Genomic DNA, 21,949 nt, shown 5'->3' with positions numbered 1-21,949 from the left:
GGCCGGTGCCCGCAATGCCCTTCCTCAATCTCGGCTCATATCGGATCCGCTATGAGCTCGACGGACCGGCGGATGCGCCGGCCTATGTGCTGGTTAACGGTCTCACGCAATATTCCGAGCTCTGGGGCGCTTATCGCGACGCACTGATCGCGCGGCGGTTTCGCGTCGCGACATTCGATCTGCTCGGCCAGGGCGCCTCCGACAAGCCCGCGCTGTTCATTAACCAGGACGACCACGTCGCCGTGCTGCATCGCCTGATCGGCGAACTCGGCGACGGCCCGGTCTTCCTCGGCGGCATCAGCTTCGGCGGGCTGATCGCGCTGCGCTATGCCATCGAGCACGGCGCACGGCTGTCGGGGCTCGTGCCGATGAGCTGCTTTGCGGAGCTTTCACCGCAACTGCTGCTGATCGGCAATGCCTTGCGCACCGGCCTCATCCTCGGCGGCACCAGCTATCTCCAGGATCTGTTGCTGCCGATGAACCTTTCGGATCAATGGCTGAAGCCGCTGCTGGACAAGCTCGACAGCGTGAAGCGGCAGGGCTGGCTGGTGAACGACGTCTACGCCCTCCAGAACCTGATGGAGTCCTTTCTCGACTTCAAGCCGCTGACGCCGCAGCTCTCCGCCATCACTGTCCCGACCATGATCCTGAACGGCGAGTTCGACTTCCTCACGCCACGCGCGTTGCACGAGACCCTGCGGGTCGAGATTCCCGACTGCGCCCTCGTCATCATCCCGAAGGCCTATCACGCCTTCACGCTCGAAAAGGCGGCCCTCACCGCCGATCTGCTGGCGCGCTTCGCCGATGACGTCATGGCCGGCCGCTGGCGGGGCAACAAGCAGGTCTTGATCGCGCCGGAAGAGGCCGGCGGAGACTTTTCGCCGTTTCCGGACGGGTATGACCATCTGCGCGCGATCCCGGTGCAGAGGGCGGCAACATGAGCGCCTTTCTCGGACCGCTGGAAGCCGACGGCCGCGTCCCGCCGCGTCAGCAGTCGCGGGTCTCCGCATTCCTGCTCTCCGCCCATGGTGCGCTGGCGCGGCAATTCGCGCTCGCCCTTCCCGCGAAGTTCGACGCGGCCTGGCAGGCCGAGCTGAACGCCCAGCTCTATCGCGAGAGCGAGATCGTTTCGCTTCTGATGCGTGCGACCGCCTGGGTCCCGGACCTCGCGCTGGGGCCCATGGCCGCGTCGTGGGAGATGGCCTGGCTGCCGGCCCCGATCGAAGGCATCGCCGATCACGCCCGCGCGCAGGCGGTCCAGCTTGCGACCCTCGCGCATGCCGTTCACGCCGGGATCCGGCCCGCGGCCCTGCTGCCGACGGATGCCAAAGCCAGCGATCCCTTCGTGGCGGCGCTGCGCCGCATCGAGTTCGAGAGCGGCCGGTTGCTGCAGGCGCAGATCCTGTTCCTGAAGGGACCGGACCTCGTTCCTTTCCGGGACGCCGTCAGCACTGCGCTCGATCGGCGGCATGCCGAGGTGCGCAGACTCTGGAACGAGACGCTGGAAAGCATCGGCGTCGTCCCGCAGCAATGAGCCTGCGGCCTTGACGCAGATCAACGCCGCGACACCGCCCGGCTCCAACATCGATCCGCAATTCAACTGTGCCTGCCGACCGGAGGTCCGACCATGAAGGCCGTTTCCGTCGAAGAAGCCGTTGCGATGATCCCGTCCGGCGCGAGCGTCATGGTCGGCGGGTTCATGGGCGTCGGGACACCGGAACGTCTGCTGGATGAGCTCGTCCGGCAGAACAAGACAGGCCTGTCCCTGATCTGCAACGACGCAGCCATCCCCGGCAAGGGCGTCGGCAAGCTGTTCGATGCGACGGCGGTCTCGAAGCTGACCGCGACGCATATCGGCCTCAATCCGAAGGTCCAGCAGCAGATGCTTGGCAACCAGATCTCGGTCGATCTGGTGCCGCAAGGCACCTTCGTCGAGCGCATCAGGGCGGGCGGATGCGGATTGGGCGGCGTGCTGACGCCGACCGGCGTCGGCACCCTCGTTGCGGAGGGCAAGCGCCAGATCGAGGTCGACGGCAAGCCGTTTCTGCTCGAGACCGCCATCCGCGCGCAGTTCGCGCTGATCCACGCCTTCCTCGCCGACTATCTCGGCAACCTCGCCTACGCGCTGACTGCGCGCAATTTCAATCCGATCATGGCCATGGCGGCCGACACGGTCATCGTCGCAGCCGAGAACATCGTGCCCGTCGGCGTCATCGCACCCGATCACGTCGTCACGCCGGCGCCGCTGGTCGACTACATCATTGCGAACGGGTGACCCCATGGATCCGCAGATCATCATCGCGCGGCGCGTCGCCAAGGAGCTCCGCCAAGGCAATCTCGTCAATCTCGGCATCGGCATCCCTACGCTGGTCGCGAACTACGTTCCGTCCGATCTCAAGGTCTTCTTCCAGTCCGAGAACGGGCTGATCGGCACCGGGCCGATACCGGAGCAGGGAATGGCGCATCCCCTGCTCACCGACGCCGGCGGCCGGCCGATCAGCGCGCTTCCGGGCGCCTCGACCTTCGACAGCGCGATGTCGTTCGGCCTGATCCGCGGCGGTCATGTCGACGTCACCGTGCTCGGCGGCCTTCAGGTCGACGCGCACGGCCTGCTCGCCAACTGGATGATCCCCGGCAAGATGGTTCCAGGCATGGGCGGCGCGATGGACCTCGTCAGCGGTGCCAAGCGCGTCATCGTCGCCATGCAGCACGCGGCCAAAGGCAAGTCGAAGATCGTTGCCAAATGCACGCTGCCGCTGACCTCGGCGCGGCCGGTGAACCTCGTCGTCACCGACATGGCCGTGATCGGCTTTCCCGACGGCAAGGCGACGCTGCTGGAAACAGCACCCGGCATCAGCATCGGCGAGATCCTGGCGGTGACGGAGGCCGAGCTCGCCATTCCCGACACTGTCCCGGAAATGAAGATCTGACGGGGTGACCATGCGCGTCTTCAGCGATTTCAACGACATCAAATCCGCCGTCGGCACCGAGATCGGCGTCAGCGAATGGGTCGAGATGTCGCAGCAGCGCATCAACCAATTCGCGGAGGCGACCTGCGACGAGCAGTGGATCCATGTCGACCAGGAGCGCGCGACCAAGGAGATGCCCGGCGGCAAGACCATCGCCCACGGCCTGCTGTCGCTGGCGCTCGCGCCCCTCTTCATCCGTTCGGTGATCGGCCTGAAGGGCCTGCGCAACACGCTGAACTACGGCGCCGACCGGATCAGATATCTGGCGCCGGTGCCGGCAGGCTCGAAGCTGCGCGGCCGCGTCACCGTCGCCGAAGCCGAGGACGTGCCGCCGGACGGGCTGCGCGTCAACTATCACCTCGTGATCGAGATCGAAGGCGGCACGAAGCCAGCCTGCGTCGCCGAGCTGATCGCCCTCCACTATCGCTGAATAAAAAAAGGTCGAAAACAACCCCATGCACAGTAGCGGGGGCATTGACGGCATTGCGCTTTTTCTTCCGGTTGTTTCTGCCGGCGAAAGCAATTTGACCCGTCGGGCAAAACACTGGCATGATGCCACGATCAGCCCACAGCCTCCCGACTGCCAACCCGGCGCGACAGCACGCGGCCGGGGTCAGTCGATGATGTGATATCCCCCGTCGATGTAAAGCACGCCGCCGGTGATCAGCTTGGCGCCGTCGAGCGCCAGGAAGGCGGTGGCGTTGCCGACGTCGTCGATGCTGACGAGGCTGCGTGACGGCGCTTTCGACTGCGCCTTGTCCATGAGCTCGTCGAACTCGGGGATGCCTGAGGCTGCGCGCGTTGCCAGCGGGCCCGGCGAGATCGCGTGAACGCGGATGCCCTTCGGACCGAGCTCGGCGGCGATGTAGCGCACCGAGGCCTCGAGCGCAGCCTTGGCCACGCCCATGACGTTGTAGTTCTCCACCACCATCTGGCTGCCGTAATAGGTCATGGTGAACAGCGTGCCGCCGTTCTTCATCAGCGGCTCGGCGAGATGGGCCATGCGCATGAACGACCAGCACGAGACATCCATGGTCTTGAGGAAGCCGTCGCGGCCGACATCGACGACGCGGCCGTGCAACGCCTCCTTGGGCGAGAAGGCGATGGAGTGAAGCAGAAAGTCGAGCTGGCCCCATTCGGCCGCAATGCGCTCGAACACCGCTTCGGTCTGTCCTTCGACCATCACGTCCAGCGGCATGAAGATCGGCGCCTGAAGCGCCTGCGCCAGGGGCTCGACATGCTTCTTGGCGCGATCGTTCAGGTACGTGACGGCGAGATCGGCGCCGAGCGCACGAAACGCCCGCGCACAGCCCCAGGCGATGGACTGGTCATTAGCGATACCGACGATCAGACCCTTCTTTCCCTTCAGGGCCACCTTGCTGTCCGGGAATACTGGGATCATGACACCCTCTCAGATCGTGTGTTTTGCGACGGGCTGTTGACCAGCATCGCCAGCGTGTGCTGCGCGATCATCAGCTCCTCGTCGGTCGGGACGACATAGACGGGGATGCGACTGCCGGAATGCGAGATCAGCCGTGAATGGCGGGCATTTTCGTCGGCGTCGAGGGTTACGCCGAGCCAGGCGAGCTGTTCTGCCACACGCGCCCGGATCGATGCCGAGTTCTCGCCGATGCCGGCGGTGAAGACGAAGGCGTCCAGCCCCTGCAAGGCCGCGGCCAGCATGCCGGCACTGAGCCCGATCCGGTAGACGAAGTAGTCGATCGCGAGCCTTGCATGGGAATCGGTGCTCGCCTCGAGTTCCCGCATGTCGTTGCTGACGCCGGAGAGGCCCTTCAGTCCGCACTCGCGGTAGAGGAAGTCCTGCACCCTCGGAGCAGACATCCCCTTCTCCGAGATGAGATAAAGCACAACGCCGGGATCGATCTGCCCCGGCCGCGTTCCCATCGGCAGGCCATCGAGCGCCGTGAAGCCCATGGTGCTTTCGACGCTGCGCCCGTCCTTCAATGCGCACATCGAGGCACCACTGCCGAGATGGGCGACGATCACGCGTCCGCTGGCGATCTCGGGCGCGACATGGGGCAGCGTTCGGGCGATGTATTCATAGGACAGGCCGTGAAAGCCATAGCGCCGCACGCCTTCGGCATGAAGCTGGTGCGGAATGGCATAGTGGTCGGCGACCGCGTCGTGCGTGCGGTGGAAAGCGGTGTCGAAACAGGCCACCTGGAACAGCGTCGGGAAGTTCGCCAGGAGCGAGCGGATCGGAGCCAAATTATGCGGCTGGTGCAGCGGCGCCAGGGAGACGAAGCGCTCGAGCCGGCACACGACGCCGTGGTCGATCACGACCGGCCGCGAATAGTCCGGACCGCCATGCACGACGCGGTGGCCGACCGCGATCGGCGTCACCCGAAGCTCGTTCCGCAACCAGTCGCCGGCAACAGCCATTGCCGCCGGGACATCCGGCACGGCCTCGATCGGATAGGCGCGATCGACCAACGGGCCGTTGCTCGTGCCGCCGGCCCGCAGACGCGGCCGGCTGCCGATACCATCGATCTGTCCCTTGATCTGCCGCCGAAGGGCCCCCTCGCCCTCGATCGAATAGACTTGAAACTTGACGCTGGAGGAGCCGGCATTGACGACGAGGATCGTATCCATGACATCACGCAGCCACTGTCGGCGCCTTCTGACGCCTGGCGCGAGCATAGAGCGCGGCAACCGCGCAGGACGCCATGCGCGCGCGTGGAGAATCCGCCCGCGAGGTGAGCACCACCGGCACGCGGGCACCGAGCACGATGCCCGCGCCGTCCGCCTTGGCGAAATAGGCGAGGTTCTTGGCCAGCATGTTCCCGGCCTCGAGGTCCGGAACGACCAGGATCTGTGCGCGGCCGGCGACCTCGGAGGTGATGCCCTTGATCCGCGCGGCTTCCGTGTCGATCGCATTGTCGAACGCCAGCGGGCCATCGAGGATGCCGCCGGTGATCTGGCCGCGATCGGCCATCTTGCAAAGCGCAGCGGCCTCGATCGTCGAGGGGATTTTCGAGGTCACGGTCTCGACCGCCGACAGGATCGCGACCCGCGGGGTCTTGCCAAAGCCGGCCTGGTTGTAGAGGTCGATCGCGTTCTGGATGATGTCGCGCTTGGCGTCGAGATCGGGGAAGATGTTGATCGCGGCATCGGTCACGAAGATGGTCTCGGCGTAGGCCGGCACATCCATGACGAACACGTGGCTGATGCGCCGGTCGGTGCGCAGGCCGTCGGTCTTGGCCGTGACGGCGCGCATCAATTCGTCGGTGTGAAGGCTGCCTTTCATCAGCAAATCGCCTTTGGCGGCGTGGATGAGCGCGACGCCCTTGGCCGCGGCGTCCTCGCTATGCGCGGCATCGACAATCTCGAACCCGGACACGTCGAGATCGAATTTGGCCGCCGTCTCCCTGATCTTCTTCTCGGGCCCGACAAGTATCGGCCGGATGATGCCGGCGCTTGCGCTGTCGACGGCGCCGCGCAACGAAGTCTCGTCGCAGGGGTGGACGACGACAGTCGGCAGGGACGCCCCCGCCTTCGCTGCCGCGATCAGGCGGTCGTACTTGCTGCCGGAATGGCCCCCCGTCGTATTGGCCGACATCATGTCACTCCCACTTCCGCCAATCCTGGTTACGACGCTCTTGCTTCTGCTTTCGGGTCGAAAGGGGTGACGTTCGACGTCAGGTCCCCTTCTCCGTCCAGACCAAAAAGCCCGGCGACCTGTTTCAGACGATGGGCGCGCTCGCCGGTGATGTCCTCGCTCGCCGACAGCACCTCGCGCATCGCGGCGAAGGCTGCGCGCCGCTGGCTCATGTCGTCGGGCAGCAATTTCGGGATCGCAGCCAGCGCACCGTCGCGATCGAGCAGCAGCATGAAGAACTGCTCGCGGACCAGCATCTTGAATTCCGCCAGCGTCATCCTGGCGCCGCCATGGTCCCGCCGCACCTGCCGCAGCGCCTCGATGCTGCGCTCGTCCACCATGCCGCGGGCGGAGCCGACATAGAGCAGCGAACGGAGCGCTGCTTCGCGAAGGCCACCCTCGCCGATGCGCGATTTCAGCTCGGAGATTCGCTTCTCGAGCATCGCGCGATGCTCCGCCGACATCTCGCGGCGCTGCGAGGGCACCGAATTCGGATCGATGCCGACGGCCGCCTGAAGCAACGGCGAGCCGTAGACATTGAGGAAGACGGTCTCGCTCAACGCCTCCTGCGCGTCGCGCCAGCTGTCGAGCGCATGGACGATCTGCTTCGACATCTGCTCCTGGATCGCCAGGAACGGATTGTCCTTCGAGGCCGGCCTGCGGTTGTCCTCGACACGATCGGCGGCCGCCTGGATGGTGGACATCCAGGGATTCTTGCTGCTGAAGGCCTCATATTGCATCCGCAGCGGATGCATGTTGCGCGCCAAGTTCGCCATCTGCGGGGTCACCATCTTCTTGACCCAGGGTTGGACGAACTTCTGATAGGCCGCCAGATTGAGCTCCGAGACGCGCTTGGCGGCGGCAAACCGCCTCTCATCCTCGGGCGAGTTGCCTCCCATCGCGCGGATATCGTCGAGCGTGCGCGCCTCACAGCGCATCACCCACTGCCCGGCCGCGAGATCGGCATTGAGCGTCTCGTTGCCTCTCGCCTCGAACGTCGCCTCATAGAGCCCGGGCGGAAGCACGTCGATCAAATCGATGTTGCTCGAGAACTCGGCATGCTCCTTCTTGGCGACGCCGCCAGACACGAAGATGCCGAGATGGCCGATGCTCTCGTGAACGGTATAGACGATGGTCTGGCCATACGCCCTGATCTCGTCGACGTCGGCGTAGCAATCCAAAATCCAGTCGAGCGCCTGCTGCGGCGGCGTGACGTTGTCGCCCTTGGAGCAGAACACCACGATCGGCGAGCGGATATTGCGCAGATCGACCTTCTGTCCGTCCGACATCTCGATGCGGCCGGCGGCGAGATTGTTGCCGATGAACAGCTCGTCGACGATGAACTGGATCTCTTCGGCATTGAGGTTGACGTGACCGCCCCACCAGCGCTCGAAATCCAGATAGCGTTCCGCCTCCGTGTCGACCTTGGAGTAGACGTTGTACTGCTTGGTCCAGAGCGTGTTTGACGGATTCTGATTTTCGAAGTTCTGCACCAGCCAGGCGCCGTCGAACTTGCCGGCGCCGAGATCGCTCGTCAGCGCCGTCAGCCAGCTTCCGCCCAAAAGGCCGCCGGAATAGCGCATCGGATACTGGCCGTGCACGCCTGCCCAATAAGCCAGCGGCGCGCCGGCGATGATCAAGGGCCCGAACAGTTCCGGCCGCAGCGATGCCAGGATCATGACGGCCCAGCCGGCCTGGCAATTGCCGATCACGCAGGGCTTGCCGTCGGCCTCGGGATGACGGCTGATGACGGTCTCGATGAACTTCGCTTCCGCGCGCGCGATGCGCTCGATGGTCTGGCCCGGCACCGGCTCCGGCAGGAAGCCGATGAAATAGCAGGGATGCCCCGCCTTCATCGCCACGCCGATCTCGCTGTCGGCCTTGAAGCCGCCAATGCCCGGCCCATGACCGGCACGCGGATCGACGACCACAAAGGGCCGCCGGCTCATGTCGATCTCGACATCCTTGGGCGGAATGATGCGCACAAGCGCGTAGTTGACCGGCTCCTCCAGCGTGCGGCCGTCGGCGATCAATTCTGCAGCATATTGCAGCACATGCGGTGCGACCTGCGCGACATGCTCGCGATACTGGTCGCCACGCTGACGCATGATGTCCAGAAACAGCACGCTGCGCTGCCCCGCATCGACCATGTATTCGACGGCGGAGGCCACAAGGCCCGACATCGGGCCATCCGGCAGTTTCAGGTCGGGCAGTTTCAGATTGTCCATCGCCATGTCAGCCATCGCCATGTTCGCCCTCGCCGTCGCGTCCAGCCATTCAAGGAGCCCGCGGATTGCCGACGTTGATTTAGGTCAACGGTCAATGACGGAGCGCAAGGTTCCCTGCGGAAGCCTGACGACCTGCCTGTCGCAGCAGACTTGATCCGGTTCAGGCGCAAGTTCCGGCAAATCGCTGAACGGAGAAAGGCGCGCGCTCATGGGGACTCCAGCAAGTTTCACTTGCCGGGAGACGCTACGCGACGGCACCGCGATCGAGATCCGGGCGCTGCGGCCGGAGGATGAGGTCGGCATGCTCTCAGCGCTGGACCAGACCAGCACGCAAACACGCCAGCTTCGCTTCTTCGCACCGAAGCGCCACTTCTCGGATCGCGAGCGCGCCTATTTCATGGAGATCGACTTCGTGAATCACGTGGCGCTGGTTGCCTGCGCGAAGGGTGCGGGCCGAGACGTCATCATAGGCGGAGGCCGCTACGTCGTCGCGACGCCCGGCTGCGCAGAGATGGCCTTTGTCGTTGTCGATGCCTGGCAGGGACGTGGCGTCGGCACGCTGCTGGCACAGCATCTCATCGCGCTCGCGCGCGAGGCCGGGCTGGCTGAACTGATTGCGGAGGTCATGTCGGACAATACTGCCATGCGTCGCGTCTTCGAGAGGCTCGGCTTCAGCCCTGCGGCGAAGCGGGATCCTCAAACGGTTCATCTGACATTGAAGCTGACCTGACAACCTCCAAGTGGATTTCGACTTTTCCCTTGATCTTGATCAACGGTTCGCCGGCCGGCCCGTGGGTCAGTCGACATCATCATCATCATCGCCGCAAGGACGGAGGTCGTCATGACACGTGGTATGATCGGTAAGCTGTTTGCTGCGACCATCGTGGTCGGCGCAGGCCTGTCCGTCTCGATCGGCTGGTCATCCGGCGAGACACCATCACTGTCCTTCAGCCAGGCAGATGCACGGGTCGGACGCCCCCTCACCCCCGTGTCGGTCGCCGGCGTGGCACGCCGGACCACCAGGCGGGCGGTCGTCGGGACTGCGGCCGTCGGCGCAGCAGCCGCAGGCGCGGCATGCGTTCGCGTGCTGGTCAACGGGACGTATGTCTGCCGCTGACCATCGTCGAAATGGATGGGAGGAAGTTGAGCTCTGCGGATGATCTCCATCCGCAGAACGGCTGCGCCATCAGCGTTCCGGGATGAGCGGTGGCGAAGCAGGACCCGAGCAAGCTAGTTGATGGTCGGGTTGTCGAAACGCTTTTCCGCCTGTGCGATCACGATCTCGATGTGCGCCGTATGGTGCCTTGCCGCCAGTTTGCGAGCAGTCGCTTGATCGCGGCTCCATCCCGGCTCGCCGCGCGCACGCCGCTCCCGATAATCGATCAACCAGACGGTTTCTCCATAAGTCAGGCCCACGAAGACGTCGCGTCCCTCGGAATCCGGCCCCAGTTCGGTCAAGTAGGTGACGTGGCTACGCAGCTTCTCTGCCGTCATTGCGCATCTCGCCGCTTGGCCATTTGCTGAGAGCGCGGTCGCAGAGGAATGATCTGCGCCGAGCGCACCGGCTCTGGAAGTTCGGCTGGCGTTGATTGCGGTGCTTTTTTGGCCCTGAACCTCGTCCAACGAAGCCCGGGCGTGTAGCCGTAGAGCACATTGAGCCAAGTGTCCGACAGCGTCGCGCTCGTGAAAGGCAATTCGGGGATGTTCCAGTCAGCGTCTTTCTCGATGCCCGTGTGCATGGGCACTCGAACCGCCGACCCCGCCCAGACCAGGCCGCCGGATGGCAATTCGACATATTCGCAATGGTCCCGTTCCGTCCATTCCTCGACTGAATGGGCGAGACTTCGGGGATGATCGGCGGAGAAAAGGCCGACGATCTGATGACTATCGATTGAGCGGACAAGATAAGCTGGCATGGCAAAATCCAAAAATTGAATATTGCCTATTTTTCCCGATCCTGCCAAGCCCCCTCGTGTCATCGCGCGTGCACCCAGTGATAAGTGCCCGATGATCTCGCCGGATATTGCTGTGCGGAATCTCGAAAGAAAGGCCCTACTCTACGTTCAGATGAACGCTTTTTCCTTTTTTTCCCGCACCCTCAACCGAACGATTGATGCGCTGCAGGGCTGGTTCATACACCCTGCGTGATTCACCAGATGGGGGGTTTTGGTTTGACTTAGATCAATGAAACCGCAGACTCGAACAACCGGGATCCTGCATTTCCTCCCGGCGCTGTTGGAACATCGCGCCGGACCAGGCGAGTGGCGGCCATTTCCCGGCTATCCGTCGTCGGGATGAAGCGCAGCCTTCATGCTCCGCAGCCTGGCTATTCTCCAAATGATCTGCTCGACCAAGCCGTCATCGAAATCAGACAGCTGAACGACGAGCTCCTTGAATCTTTGAATCTTCCTGTCGAGGATCGAGCAACGATCACACATCGTCTGCAATTGCCTTGGCGAAAGGGCTGCTGACACCGGCAAAACAAATCAACAAAATATCGAGATGAAATTAATGGTCGTAACGCCATCCGTAAAGGACGCGCTCGGTGGAATCACCGATGCACATCCCGCGACATGGCGGTATCGAACAGCGAAGCCGCCCATGCAACGCGATACAGCGTCGCGGAAGCCATCTCGCCGACATGCCCGTGTGCGCTCCGGCGAACAGCAAAGATCGAGCAGCTTTTGCCGTCAGATGATGGTGCCATCGCAATAAGGTCGAGTGAGCTGTGTCTAGGCCAACGTGACGACAGCCCGCTCCCGGCAAGTCGCGATTGCGCTTGAGGTGATCTCCGGCAACACCTGCGCCGGCAGCCCCTATCGGCGAAGTGTGGATGCGGGCGATCTTTTCTGCTTCGTATAAAGCTCTATAATGAACGTTTTAATCGACGCATTTAATCGATAGGTATTGCATTGCCATCATCCATAGAATTGATCGTTGCCTCTCATGTGGCACTCAAGGACCGGCGCGGACTCGAAGAGCTGCGCGAGCATCGGCGCCTGCTGCTCGAGCAACTCCGGACCGTGTCGGGCATCGACCCGAGCCGGACCATCGAGCGGATGGAAGAAGACATCCGGGCGATCGACGACGGGCTCGAGCAACTCAAGCCTCCGCCGGGAACCTTGCCTGAGAATGACCGGCGCTAAGCGCGGATCCGCGCTTTCAAGAGCAGGTTCGTCTGCCGCTCCATTTGAAGCGCCAGCTGCTTGCGTTCAAATCGAAGGGCGGCCTGTTGATCGAGCGTGATGTGCCCCTCCCGCTCGAGAATGTCGATGAGAAAAACCTGCTCCTCAATATGCCGTTGGCGCTTCTGGATAGCTTCCATGAGGCCTTCCAGCTCGCTTCGAAGATCTGGATTCACAATTCAAGCCTTTCAATCTCATTCTGAAATACCTTCACTATGTGTCTGACACCTTAAGCAAAGTTTGCATCCAGAGGCCTGCTGCAAGCGTTCGTCCTTAACTTGAAATGCACGTGCCGTTATTTCCCGGGGGCTCCCGAGGTATCATGAGGATGGATCCGAGACATCGCCCTGCCGCCACTTGAGCAGCCCGGGGCACGCCGCTGATGACAGGCGATCGAAGGCAAGCCGATCGCACGTCAAACTTGCCGGCCGTTTAGGCGCCCCTGGATCCGAATCGACGAAGGCCGGATGGTGCTGGCCGCCCCGGGCGGTTTCCAACTCCGGAGTGGGGGAAGCATTCAACCAGCGGCGCGAAACTCTCCGGCCGGCCTGCCACACCCCGCCATATGCGGAACCCGCCCCATCGAACGACAGCCGCATCGCAGCACGGCAGCAGCGCAATTGATGAGTAAAATCAGGTTGCTAGGCAGCAGATTACACGCTGAGTTTGTGCGGCGCAGCTAGCCCTGTTTCGTCCATGAAGAGGTAATTAGTTAGTCTGCCTGAGCTGTCCTCGTGTCACTCGCGCAGGAGACGTCGGATCGATTGCTGCAAGCTGTGACTGAAATGTCATAGGTAGTGCCGTAGCATTTTGCTAATTCTTCCCAGGCAATAATATTTGTTAAAAGACTTTTATGGTGGGGACCATGAAGCCGGCGCATTTAGCCTTCGCAACGATCATCCTGGCCGTCGCCCCCGCGAAAGCCGAACAATTTTCAATCAATGACGCCTTGAAGCAGGCGATGCAGACCAACCCGGGGGTGGGTGAGGCCTCGGCCAACCGCCGCGCAACCGAGAGCGAGCTCCGCCAGACCCAGAGTACGCTGTTACCGCAGGTCCGCATCGACGCCAGCTATGGACCGGAAAAGTTCGACCAGTCGCCCGGCTTCATCGCCCCGAGCATTGCGGTTCCAACGACCGGATCAGGACCGTGGCGGAACGGAAGCCAGGAATCCGTCGTCGTCCGTCAGCTCCTTTTTGATGGTTTCACCTCGATCCACGAGGTGTGGCGTCAAAATGCGCGCGTGAACGCCGCCGCGGCACGCGTCAAGGAACGCACCGAGCTGATCGCCCTCGACGCCGCCGAAGCTTACATCGATGTCGTGCGTTATATGCGCCTGGTGACCTGGGCCCAGCAGAACGTCGCCAATCACGAGAAGATCTTCTCGAACGTGAACTCCCGCTTTTCGGGCGGCCGGGCCGGCGAAGGCGACCTTGAGCAGTCGAGGGAGCGCGTCGAAAGCGCTCGTGCAGCCCTCGCCGAATTCCGCCGCAGTCTCGAGGACGCACGGGCGAAGTACCGCAAGGTCGTCGGAATAGAGCCTTACAATGTGCGTTTCCCGGGCCCGTTGAGGGGGCTGCCGGCCAGCCGGGATGAGGCGCTCGCGGTCACGCTGCGGTTCAACTCCACGATCTCGGCGGCCCAGTCCGACGTCGACGCCGCCAAGCACGCTTTCAAGTCCACGGACGGACTGTTCGCCCCGAAATTCTATCTCGAGGGTCGGGCGACGCATTACGACAATGCGTTCCCCTATGTTGCGGCCGCCGGCTCGCCCGCCGTCACCCATGAGGACTACAGCGGCAAGGTGGTGATGTCCTGGGACATCTTCCGCGGCGGCCAGGACGCCTGGAACCGCTCGGAAAAGGCCGAACGGTTCACGGAGGCGACCGCACGGCACGCCCGCCTGCAGCGGGATGCCTATGAGTCGATCGACAAGGCCTGGAACGCTCGCACGGTCACGCAGACCCGCATTGCGGCGCTGACCAGCGAGCTGGAGGCGGCCCGGAAGACCATCGCCGCCTTCCAGAAGGAATATGAGCTCGGCCAGCGCTCGCTCATCGACCTCCTGAACGCCCAGAACCAGTTCTTCAACGCGCAGGTTTCGCTGACCTCGGCGCGCGCGGTCGTGGTGTTCGCCGACTATCAATTGCTCGCGGCGACGGGAACCCTGATCGAGTACCTGAAGGCTCCTCCCCCTGTCGACGCAGCGCCGACCGATCTCAACCTGTTCGGCCTGCCGGATTACAAGGCGCCCACGTTCCGCTGGACCCTGCCGCAGAGCGGTTCGGAGCCGCTGCGGACCGCCGTGCCGGCACCGACGGCAGCGCCCGTCCGGCTGTCCTATGCGGCGACCGAGCCTGCCACGTCCGCTTTCGGCGATCGCTGGTCCGGTGAGCCGGCGTCAGCCAAGGTTGCCGGCGTGTCGGCCTGGTTTGCGCAGCAGCGGCAAGGCTCCGGCGGGCCGGTCGTGCTCGACAGCGCGGCCGACCAGCGCAGCTCGTATGCCGCGGCCGAGAAGCCCCACTGGCTGTTGACCGCATTCTCGCCGATTACAAAATAGCAACGTCGGCCGAATAACCATTGAAAAAGCCCGCACATTTGTGCGGGCTTTTTTGTTTCGGCCTACCCCGATAACGCACGGATAGAATTTCGGGCGCGCGATTGTTAATCGTTAATCGCGACCGCTCAAATAAGTAAATGAATTAACTCGCAATTTGTCGTAGTCTCGCGACGACTTTGCCAAGTTCGCGTCATCGCTTTTCATTTAAGGCATATCAGCTTGTTGTTTCGTCAAACAAAGACGGCTTCGGCCGAAGGTGCGCGCCCAGACAACATCGGCGAAGAGTCCGCGGCCTCGGCCCGGACCGAGCAAGGCGCAGCGAAACACGGCGATCCCCTGCTGGACTCGCTCATCTTTCTGGCCGGACATCACGGCAGAGCCGTGACACGCGAGGGCTTGCTCGGCGGCCTGCCGATCCTCGACGGGCGCCTGACGGTTTCGCTCTACGAGCGCGCCGCGCGCCGTGCCGGCCTCGAGACCGAGGCCACCAAACGCAAGCTGCTGGACATCCCGTCTCTCGTTCTTCCGGTCGTGCTGATCATGAAGAACGGAACGACGCTGGTCCTGCTGAGCATCGACGAGAGCAAGCGTACCGCACGGGTGATCGACCCGAGCAACCGGCCTTATGTGCCGCAGATGCTGACGCTCGACACCATCGCAGCGGGATATACGGGTTACGCGTTTCTGGTCCGGGCCGCCGCCGAGTCGGATCCGCGAGCCGTCGCGGCCGGCAGCCTTCCCCGACAGCACTGGTTCTGGTCCGTCGTAAAGGCGCATTGGCGCAACTACGGACATATCGCGCTCGCTGCGCTGCTCATCAACATTCTGGCCCTGGCCATGCCGCTCTTCACGATGAGCGTCTATGACCGGGTCATCCCGAACGGAGCGATCCCCTCGCTCGTTGCTCTCTCGATCGGTATGGGCCTTGCGATCGTCTTTGACCTGATCCTGCGGATGGTCCGGAGCAAGATGATCGACGTGACGGGCAAGACGATCGATGTCGTCCTTGCCGCCAACATTTTCGAACACGTCATGGCCGTGAAGATGTCGCAGCGGCCGACATCCGTCGGCATCATTGCCAACCAGCTTCGCGATTTCGATTCCGTTCGCGAGTTCTTCACCTCGGGCAGCGTCGTCTCGGCAACCGATCTGCTGTTCGCCATCCTGTTTGTTGCCGTTCTCTTCGTGGTCGCCGGGCCGCTTGCCTGGGTGCCGCTCCTGATGCTGCCGGTCATGATCGGAATTGGCCTCGTGCTGCAACGCCCGCTCAATCGGGCGATGAAGCGCTTGCAGGCCGAGTCGGCGGCCCGCCACGGCGTGCTGGTGGAATCGCTCGCCGGCCTCGAAACCGTGCGCGCCTCGGGCGGTGAAGCGAGGATGCAGACGGCCTGGGAGCGTTCGGTTGCAGCGACGGCCCGCTCCGGCGAGGCCGTGCACTTCTGGTCATCCCTGGCGCTGACTGCAGCCAACTCGGCGCAGACGCTGACCAGCCTGCTCATGATCGTGATCGGCGTCTTTCTGATCCAGAACGGCACTCTGACGGTCGGCGCCCTGGTCGCGGCGAACATGCTCGCCGGCCGGGTTCTGGCGCCGATTGCAGGCATCGCCTCCGTGATCACCCGCGGCACTCAGACTTTCTCGGCGCTCAAATCCATCGATCGGATCATGACTCTGGAGCGGGAGCGTTCACCGGAACGGACCTATCTCGCCAGAAAGATCGATCAGGGCACTGTCAGCTTCGAGAACGTCTCGTTCACCTACCCCAATGCGCCTGGAAAGGCGCTGGACAAGGTCACCTTCAAGATCCAGAGCGGCGAGCGCGTTGGAATCATCGGCCGGGTCGGTTCGGGAAAGACGACCGTCGGCCGCCTGCTGCTCTCGTTCTACGAGGCACAGGATGGCCGCATCCTGGTCGATGGCGTCGACTCGCGCCAGTATGATCCCGCCGACCTGCGCGCCGGCATCGGCTTTGCCATGCAGGACACCGATCTGTTCTTCGGCAAGCTACGCGACAACATCACGTTGGGCTATCCGGCCGCGACCGACGAGGAAGTGCTTGCGGCCTCGCGCCTGGCCGGCGTCGAAAGCTTCATCGCAGGCCACCCCATGGGCTACGACATGCCCATCGCGGAGGGCGGCCGCAGCCTCTCGGGCGGCCAGAAGCAGGCCATTGGCCTCGCGCGCGTATTGATCCGCAAGCCCAGGATCCTGTTTCTGGACGAGCCAACCGCGCATTTCGACGTCCGCAGCGAAAGCGAGTTCCTTGAACGGCTGAAGAAGCTCGACGATGCGCAGATGACCATCATCATCTCCACGCACCGTCTCTCACTGCTGACCATGGTCGACCGGCTGCTGCTGTTCGACAACGGCCGGCTGGTTGCCGACGGCCCACGCGACCACGTCTTGAGCCTGTTGCAAGGCAAGACTCCGTCGGCCGAGCCGGTCGTCAATCCCAGAGTGGTTCAACAAGTCCAGCCGGCGCAGAAGTCCAATGTCAGCTGATTTCGCTTACGCCAACGACATTCGCGCGGCCGTTCGATTGAGAACGCCGCGGACCTCCCGCATGCTGCTGTGGGCGTTCTTCGCCCTCCTCTCCACATTCCTGATCTGGGCTCATTTCGCCGTGCTCGAAGAGGTCAAGCGCGGAAACGGCAAGGTCGTGCCGTCGCGGCAGATCCAGGTCGTGCAATCCCTGGAAGGCGGGATCGTCGGCGACATCCTGGTCCAGGAAGGCGCGGTGGTTCAGCAGGGACAGTCCCTGATGCGGATCGACGACACCAAGTTCGCCTCCGAGTTTGGCGAGATACGGGAGCGCCGTGCCTCGATGGCGGCCCGCCTCGCGCGGCTCGACGCCGAAGCGAAGGGCCGTAGCGAGATCGTCTTTCCTGACAAGATCGAAGAGGTCAACCCCGCGGCCGTCGCAACGGAACGGAGCGTCTTCAAGACGCGCGCCCTCAAGGTGGCGCAGGATGTCGACGTCCTCAATCAGCAGATCGCAAGGCTGACCCAAACATCGGGCCTGCTCGATCGCGAGCTCGCATTGACGCGCAAACTGTACGAGCAGAAGGTCGTTCCCGAGATCGAAATGCTTCGGCTGGAGCGTCAATCCGCGGAGGCGAAAGGGCAGATCGCCGAAGCCAAGGCGAAGATTGCGACCACGATTTCGACCTTCCGCGCGCAGGCCGACGAAGATCTCGCCAAGTCGAGGGCCGATCTCGCCGTGCTCGACGAGAACATCAAGTCCGCCCAGGACAGGGTGCGCAGGACGGATCTGCGTTCGCCGGTTCGCGGCATCGTCAACAAGCTGAACGTCACGACGATCGGCGCCGTCGTTCAGCCCGGAGCGAACCTCATGGACATCGTTCCGCTCGACGATACCCTGCTGGTCGAAGGCAAGATCAGGCCGCAGGACATCGCCTTCATCCGCCCGGGCCAGGATGCCGTGGTCAAGATCTCCGCCTACGACTCCTCCGTTTATGGCCATCTCGCCGGCAAGGTCGAGCGGATCAGCGCCGACACGATCCTCGACGACAAGGGAGAAGCGGCGCAGCGGCCGGAGACCTATTATCGCGTGATGGTTCGAACCGACAGGAACCATCTCGGTACGGAGGAAACTCCGCTTCCGATCATTCCGGGCATGATCACGACGGTCGAGATATTGACCGGCAAGAAGAGCGTTCTGGATTACATCATGAAGCCGGCTCGCACCTTGCGCGACGAGGCCCTGCGCGAGCACTAATCCGATCGCCTTGCTTAATGCGTCCTTAACGCGCGATCGCAAGCTTTAGCATTGCCGGAGGGACGCGGTTCATCCCACCGGCTCATTCCTGGTCGTCCCCTCCCCGGTTTTAACCCGACTTAAGCGCGCCCACGCGCACGCTGGCTCCCGATAAACAGGTCGGGATGATGACCAGGCGCGTAAAGACGCCGGCGACGTCCCGAAATATGGGGACGGTCAATGAAGTCGCGTTGTGGACGGCGACGGCAGGGCATTCTGGCGTTTGCGGCGGCCATGCTGGTTTCGCTCAGCGGTGCTGCGACCTCGGTCGCATTTGCAGCCGAAGCCGAGCCGCGTGAGATCGCGCCATCCGGAGCAGATACCATTCAGGCTCCCGCGACGTTCTTCACGATCAACGCCGTGCTGGCGAAGCTCGATCGCGAGCGTGGCCGCGGGCCAAATGCCGTGCGTCTGGCAGCGCTGACGCCTCCCTCCGCCACGGCGACGGATGCCCAACCAGAGGCCGCCTCTCCGGCCGGCGCGCCGTCGCTCGGCAATGAACCCTTCGGCCTCTTCACGTTCCGGGCACCTGACAACGCCATCTGGCGCAAATGGCGCACGGTCGAGGCAGAGATCGCGAGCGAGCAGGTCCTGCTCGAGCGCTGCCGCTCCGATGCCGCAAGCTGCCCGCCGAACGCTGCGCAGTTCCTCAGGCTCATCAGTGCGGTCAAGGCGAAGTCCGGTCGCGCTCAGCTCGAGGAGGTCAATCTCGGCGTCAACACCGCGATCCGCTATGTCAGCGATCTCGTCCAGCATCGGGAGCTGGACCGCTGGAGTTCGCCATTGGCGAGCTTTGCGACGGGCAAAGGCGATTGCGAAGACTATGCGATCGCCAAATACGCCGCACTGCGCGACGCGGGCTTCCCGGACGCCGACATGCGCCTGCTCCTCGTCCGCGACCGCACCGTGCGGCAGGATCACGCGGTACTCGCGGCTCGTCTCGACGGCCGCTGGATGATCCTGGACAATCGCTGGGCGGGCCTGCGGGAGGACAACGGCGAGCTGAACTTCGCACCGCTATTCGCAATCAATCACGACGGCGTGCACCTGTTCGCCAAGCCTTACGCAAAGGCTGCGCCGCTCACGTCCGAAGCAGCACCGGCGGCGGCGGGTTCGGAATGGGCGGGCGCGGAGCCGGCCGATGCGGGTGGCGGCGGGTCACTGAGCACGCTGCCACTGCTTCTTTGAGGCAAGGAAAAACCGCCGGCGGGAGGCCCACCGGTGGTTTGTCGTGCGTTACAGCACAGCCTGCTTACGCCACGTGGACGGCGTTGGCTGCGGGGATGCCCGTGCTGATGTGGGCAAGATCGACCGCGTGAGCTGCAGTATTGTCGGCCGAATAGTACAGCTCATTGTTGCTGGTGTTGAAGAAGAAGTTCGAGCCCACGAAGGCACTGTCGTGGGTCTGATCGTTTGCGCCTGTCGTTCCCGAGTTGAACGCGACCGTCTGGGCCGTATTGATGGTCAGGTTCAGATTTGCAACGTCGACGACGATCGAATCGCCCAAACCGAGGTCTGAGATCGTTACATTGGCACCGCCATTGCCATGTAGCACGAACGTGTCGTTGCCCGCGCCGCCCGACAGGACGTCAGTTCCTGCCAGGCCCGCGACGAGAGTGTCGTTGCCGACGCCGCCATTCAGGACATCCGTGCCAGCCCCGCTACCTGCTCCCGCATAGAGGACGCTGCCGGACGGGTGAGCCGTCAGAGTATCCGCAAAGGACGATCCGAAGACGTTTTCGATACCCTTGATGGTGTCACCTGCCGCGCCACCACCCACGACGGCGGCCACCGCATCGGTTTCTGCCGTCAGGTTGACCGTCACCCCGGACGTCGCGTTGCTGTAGTCAACGGTATCTCCCGGTCCCGTTCCGCCGGTGATCGTATCATTCGCAGCGCTCGCGGCGATCACCTCGGGCGCGGTCGTACCTGTCAGGCTGGCGTTGGTGCCGACCAGAGACACGGTCAGATTGTCCGTGCTGGCGTACGTATCGCCGTCACCATCGGTGATGGCGAGCGCGAAGTTCAGGGTGGTGCTGGCAATCGTCGTATTCTGTCCATACGAAAGTGTCGTCAGCACGACCTTGTCGTCTTCATCCGGGACAGCAGAGCCGCTGGCGATATTCTTGACGTCGACTTCGCTGAAAGATGAGAAGAGTGCTCCGGATACCGTTCCGGTAGCGCCCCAGTGCGCTTGATCGACAACAATCGCCGTGCCGTCTGCCTGCACCAAGTCCCAAGTAACGGAATTGGTATGCGTCGCATCCCAAACGGTGACGAGGAAGTGTTCGTTGGTCGAGTTATTTCCCTTGCCGATGCCAACGGTTATGCCGGTCTGCAGATCACCGAACTTGAACATGACGGTTTCGCCGCCATCCAAGTTGCCGTTGTCAATGCCCAAGCCCGGGTTGTTCTTGTGCAAGACGTGAGAGTTTGGACTCGTGTTGCTGCTGTTCCATCCGTCAATGAGGACGGTGCCGGCAGGCACCGTGGCGGGATCGTTGCCGTTGAGGAACGTTCCGGTGCCGTTGACGATCGTCAGATAGTCGCCGTTTCCGCCGTTTGGCAACTGCGAAACGAAACTGAACGTGGTCGTTTGCTGAAGAGTGTTTGTGTCAACGTGGAAATTGTAGGTTCCATCGATGCCTACGGTCAGTTCAAAGAACTGCTTCGTATGGGCAAGGTCGGTGAATGCAAACATCTCCCCGCTCTTCGTGGCGGGATTGTAGTCCGTGTACTCATAGAAGGAGTATAGCGTCGTTGCGCCACTCTTCACGTCAACCTTGAAGAGCTCGTGGCCTGACACCGCCGTATTCGTATCGGTGATGACATAGGTGAGACCAGTCGGGTTCGCTCCCATTGAGATCGAAATCGGAGCGATTGCGTTCGGGCCATCGGCACCAAACAGCGGCTGCCACGTACCGTTGACCTGCGTATTGTTGTTGAAAGGTGCAATCGCATCTTGAATGGCACTGATCGACGGCGTGTCGTCATTGATGTTCACCGTCAGCGAACCCGCCGCCTGGTCGCCGTCGCCGTCCGTCACCGTGAAGCCGATCGCGACGGCGAGATTCTCCTCCGTCGTGCCGCTGGTCGGATGCACCAGCGGCTCCGACTCGGTAAACGTGTACGAGCCGTCAGGTGCGACATCGAGCTTGAACACCACATTGTTCGAGATCGCGCCCGTCGCGGTCAGGATCGTGTGGCCCGCGACCACCGTCGTCGCGTAGTTCAGCGTCTCCTGGGCCCCGAGCCCGTTGGCGTCCTTGTAGATCGCCTTCAGCCCGACCGGGTTGGTGAAGCTGATCGACTGCACACCGTCCGCACCCGCTGCGAATAGCGCACCCGCCGCGCCCGTCGCAACCATTGCGTCCGCAACGTCGCTCGTGCCGCCCGGATTACCCACAAACAGCGTCTGCGCGTCGTCGTCCAGGACCGGCGTCGCGGTCACTGTGTTCGCTTTCGGACCGTCATCGTCGAAGGTGATCTTGCCCGACACGTCGACCGGCGTGCTCGCCTTGTCGCCGTCGCCATCGGTGATCGTCACCGTCAGCGCCAGCGAGTTCGCGTTCAGCGACACCCCGTCGTCCGGCGTGTTGCTGGCGCTGTC

The 21,949-nt window shown here is 63.1% G+C and carries 21 protein-coding genes; 13 read left to right on the top strand and 8 right to left on the bottom strand.

Annotation, left to right across the window (positions count from 1 at the left end; genetic code table 11):
* The first annotated feature begins 14 nt into the window (after positions 1-14).
* The 5 genes from JQ603_RS08770 to JQ603_RS08750 all read left to right on the top strand — a co-directional run bounded on the left by JQ603_RS08770 (position 15) and on the right by JQ603_RS08750 (position 3,399).
* On the top strand, positions 15-941 hold the full coding sequence (locus JQ603_RS08770; protein WP_212338331.1) for an alpha/beta fold hydrolase: 927 nt from the start codon (positions 15-17) through the stop codon (positions 939-941).
* Entirely contained in the window at positions 938-1,534 is a 597-nt protein-coding gene (locus JQ603_RS08765) for a hypothetical protein (protein WP_212338329.1), read from the top strand. Before JQ603_RS08770 ends, JQ603_RS08765 begins: the two co-directional genes overlap by 4 nt.
* A 93-nt stretch (positions 1,535-1,627) precedes the next feature.
* Positions 1,628-2,275 carry a CoA transferase subunit A gene (locus tag JQ603_RS08760; protein ID WP_212338327.1) on the top strand — a complete coding sequence of 216 codons (648 nt, stop codon included), beginning with the start codon at positions 1,628-1,630 and terminating at the stop codon, positions 2,273-2,275.
* A 4-nt stretch (positions 2,276-2,279) separates the two neighbouring features.
* Positions 2,280-2,930, top strand: a complete 651-nt coding sequence (locus JQ603_RS08755) for a 3-oxoacid CoA-transferase subunit B (RefSeq protein ID WP_212338325.1) — start codon at positions 2,280-2,282, stop codon at positions 2,928-2,930.
* Between the two features lie 10 nt (positions 2,931-2,940).
* Complete coding sequence (locus JQ603_RS08750) at positions 2,941-3,399, top strand: MaoC family dehydratase (RefSeq protein WP_212338323.1); 459 nt, start codon at positions 2,941-2,943, stop codon at positions 3,397-3,399.
* Positions 3,400-3,582: 183 nt separating this feature from the next.
* On the opposite strand, the gene fabI is transcribed toward JQ603_RS08750, so the two are convergent.
* From fabI to JQ603_RS08730, 4 genes are read right to left on the bottom strand one after another with little or no spacing between them, the layout of a single operon-like run.
* Positions 3,583-4,371 carry an enoyl-ACP reductase FabI gene (fabI, locus tag JQ603_RS08745; protein ID WP_212338321.1) on the bottom strand — a complete coding sequence of 263 codons (789 nt, stop codon included), beginning with the start codon at positions 4,369-4,371 and terminating at the stop codon, positions 3,583-3,585.
* Complete coding sequence (locus JQ603_RS08740) at positions 4,368-5,582, bottom strand: acetate/propionate family kinase (RefSeq protein ID WP_212338320.1); 1,215 nt, start codon at positions 5,580-5,582, stop codon at positions 4,368-4,370. Before JQ603_RS08740 ends, fabI begins: the two co-directional genes overlap by 4 nt.
* A 4-nt stretch (positions 5,583-5,586) precedes the next feature.
* Positions 5,587-6,549 (bottom strand): phosphate acetyltransferase, encoded by a 963-nt coding sequence (locus JQ603_RS08735; RefSeq protein WP_212338318.1) that lies wholly within the window; start codon positions 6,547-6,549, stop codon positions 5,587-5,589.
* A 29-nt stretch (positions 6,550-6,578) separates the two neighbouring features.
* A complete protein-coding gene (locus tag JQ603_RS08730; RefSeq protein WP_245003522.1) occupies positions 6,579-8,837 on the bottom strand; it encodes a DUF3141 domain-containing protein in 2,259 nt (752 codons plus the stop codon).
* Positions 8,838-9,024: 187 nt separating this feature from the next.
* Here JQ603_RS08730 and JQ603_RS08725 point away from each other — a divergent pair, with 187 nt between their 5' ends.
* On the top strand, positions 9,025-9,546 hold the full coding sequence (locus JQ603_RS08725) for a GNAT family N-acetyltransferase (RefSeq protein WP_212338316.1): 522 nt from the start codon (positions 9,025-9,027) through the stop codon (positions 9,544-9,546).
* 111 nt (positions 9,547-9,657) lie between these two features.
* A complete protein-coding gene (locus JQ603_RS08720; protein WP_212338314.1) occupies positions 9,658-9,933 on the top strand; it encodes a hypothetical protein in 276 nt (91 codons plus the stop codon).
* A gap of 113 nt (positions 9,934-10,046) precedes the next feature.
* Here JQ603_RS08720 and JQ603_RS08715 read toward each other — a convergent pair whose 3' ends face one another.
* A complete protein-coding gene (locus JQ603_RS08715) occupies positions 10,047-10,310 on the bottom strand; it encodes a hypothetical protein (RefSeq protein ID WP_212338312.1) in 264 nt (87 codons plus the stop codon).
* Positions 10,307-10,780, bottom strand: a complete 474-nt coding sequence (locus tag JQ603_RS08710; protein ID WP_212338310.1) for a hypothetical protein — start codon at positions 10,778-10,780, stop codon at positions 10,307-10,309. Before JQ603_RS08710 ends, JQ603_RS08715 begins: the two co-directional genes overlap by 4 nt.
* 297 nt (positions 10,781-11,077) lie before the next feature.
* Between JQ603_RS08710 and JQ603_RS08705 the strand changes: the two genes are divergently transcribed.
* Positions 11,078-11,287 (top strand): hypothetical protein, encoded by a 210-nt coding sequence (locus JQ603_RS08705; protein WP_212338308.1) that lies wholly within the window; start codon positions 11,078-11,080, stop codon positions 11,285-11,287.
* 477 nt (positions 11,288-11,764) lie between these two features.
* On the top strand, positions 11,765-11,962 hold the full coding sequence (locus JQ603_RS08700; protein ID WP_349630715.1) for a hypothetical protein: 198 nt from the start codon (positions 11,765-11,767) through the stop codon (positions 11,960-11,962).
* Here the strand turns inward: JQ603_RS08700 and JQ603_RS08695 are convergent.
* A complete protein-coding gene (locus JQ603_RS08695; RefSeq protein ID WP_212338304.1) occupies positions 11,959-12,141 on the bottom strand; it encodes a hypothetical protein in 183 nt (60 codons plus the stop codon). The genes JQ603_RS08700 and JQ603_RS08695 overlap by 4 nt on opposite strands.
* 725 nt (positions 12,142-12,866) lie before the next feature.
* Between JQ603_RS08695 and JQ603_RS08690 the strand changes: the two genes are divergently transcribed.
* From JQ603_RS08690 to JQ603_RS08675, 4 genes are all read left to right on the top strand, one after another.
* Complete coding sequence (locus tag JQ603_RS08690) at positions 12,867-14,561, top strand: TolC family outer membrane protein (protein ID WP_212338302.1); 1,695 nt, start codon at positions 12,867-12,869, stop codon at positions 14,559-14,561.
* A gap of 222 nt (positions 14,562-14,783) precedes the next feature.
* Positions 14,784-17,063 (top strand): type I secretion system permease/ATPase, encoded by a 2,280-nt coding sequence (locus JQ603_RS08685; RefSeq protein ID WP_212338299.1) that lies wholly within the window; start codon positions 14,784-14,786, stop codon positions 17,061-17,063.
* Entirely contained in the window at positions 17,053-18,300 is a 1,248-nt protein-coding gene (locus JQ603_RS08680) for an HlyD family type I secretion periplasmic adaptor subunit (protein ID WP_212338289.1), read from the top strand. The genes JQ603_RS08685 and JQ603_RS08680 overlap by 11 nt, the downstream gene beginning before the upstream one ends.
* Before the next feature lie 399 nt (positions 18,301-18,699).
* The gene (locus tag JQ603_RS08675) at positions 18,700-19,527 is read left to right on the top strand and encodes a transglutaminase-like cysteine peptidase (protein ID WP_349630714.1); all 828 of its coding nucleotides are present in this window, start codon (positions 18,700-18,702) and stop codon (positions 19,525-19,527) included.
* A 64-nt stretch (positions 19,528-19,591) separates the two neighbouring features.
* Here the strand turns inward: JQ603_RS08675 and JQ603_RS08670 are convergent.
* Positions 19,592-21,949: DUF5801 repeats-in-toxin domain-containing protein (locus JQ603_RS08670; protein ID WP_245003520.1), on the bottom strand; the 2,358-nt coding region annotated here is incomplete at its 5' end.

Source organism: Bradyrhizobium liaoningense (genome assembly GCF_018130825.1).
Lineage (GTDB): Bacteria > Pseudomonadota > Alphaproteobacteria > Rhizobiales > Xanthobacteraceae > Bradyrhizobium > Bradyrhizobium liaoningense_B.
Note: the sequence above shows the minus strand (reverse complement) of the source record. Positions and strands in the feature narration are given on the sequence as shown.

What these genes read in the sequence shown, in the direction of transcription:
- JQ603_RS08770 (WP_212338331.1), top strand. Translation starts at nt 15, where the DNA reads ATGCCCTTCCTCAATCTCGGCTCATATCGGATCCGCTATGAGCTCGAC.
- JQ603_RS08765 (WP_212338329.1), top strand. Translation starts at nt 938, where the DNA reads ATGAGCGCCTTTCTCGGACCGCTGGAAGCCGACGGCCGCGTCCCGCCG.
- JQ603_RS08760 (WP_212338327.1), top strand. Translation starts at nt 1,628, where the DNA reads ATGAAGGCCGTTTCCGTCGAAGAAGCCGTTGCGATGATCCCGTCCGGC.
- JQ603_RS08755 (WP_212338325.1), top strand. Translation starts at nt 2,280, where the DNA reads ATGGATCCGCAGATCATCATCGCGCGGCGCGTCGCCAAGGAGCTCCGC.
- JQ603_RS08750 (WP_212338323.1), top strand. Translation starts at nt 2,941, where the DNA reads ATGCGCGTCTTCAGCGATTTCAACGACATCAAATCCGCCGTCGGCACC.
- fabI (WP_212338321.1), bottom strand. Translation starts at nt 4,371, where the DNA reads ATGATCCCAGTATTCCCGGACAGCAAGGTGGCCCTGAAGGGAAAGAAG.
- JQ603_RS08740 (WP_212338320.1), bottom strand. Translation starts at nt 5,582, where the DNA reads ATGGATACGATCCTCGTCGTCAATGCCGGCTCCTCCAGCGTCAAGTTT.
- JQ603_RS08735 (WP_212338318.1), bottom strand. Translation starts at nt 6,549, where the DNA reads ATGTCGGCCAATACGACGGGGGGCCATTCCGGCAGCAAGTACGACCGC.
- JQ603_RS08730 (WP_245003522.1), bottom strand. Translation starts at nt 8,837, where the DNA reads ATGGCGATGGCTGACATGGCGATGGACAATCTGAAACTGCCCGACCTG.
- JQ603_RS08725 (WP_212338316.1), top strand. Translation starts at nt 9,025, where the DNA reads ATGGGGACTCCAGCAAGTTTCACTTGCCGGGAGACGCTACGCGACGGC.
- JQ603_RS08720 (WP_212338314.1), top strand. Translation starts at nt 9,658, where the DNA reads ATGACACGTGGTATGATCGGTAAGCTGTTTGCTGCGACCATCGTGGTC.
- JQ603_RS08715 (WP_212338312.1), bottom strand. Translation starts at nt 10,310, where the DNA reads ATGACGGCAGAGAAGCTGCGTAGCCACGTCACCTACTTGACCGAACTG.
- JQ603_RS08695 (WP_212338304.1), bottom strand. Translation starts at nt 12,141, where the DNA reads ATGGAAGCTATCCAGAAGCGCCAACGGCATATTGAGGAGCAGGTTTTT.
- JQ603_RS08690 (WP_212338302.1), top strand. Translation starts at nt 12,867, where the DNA reads ATGAAGCCGGCGCATTTAGCCTTCGCAACGATCATCCTGGCCGTCGCC.
- JQ603_RS08680 (WP_212338289.1), top strand. Translation starts at nt 17,053, where the DNA reads ATGTCAGCTGATTTCGCTTACGCCAACGACATTCGCGCGGCCGTTCGA.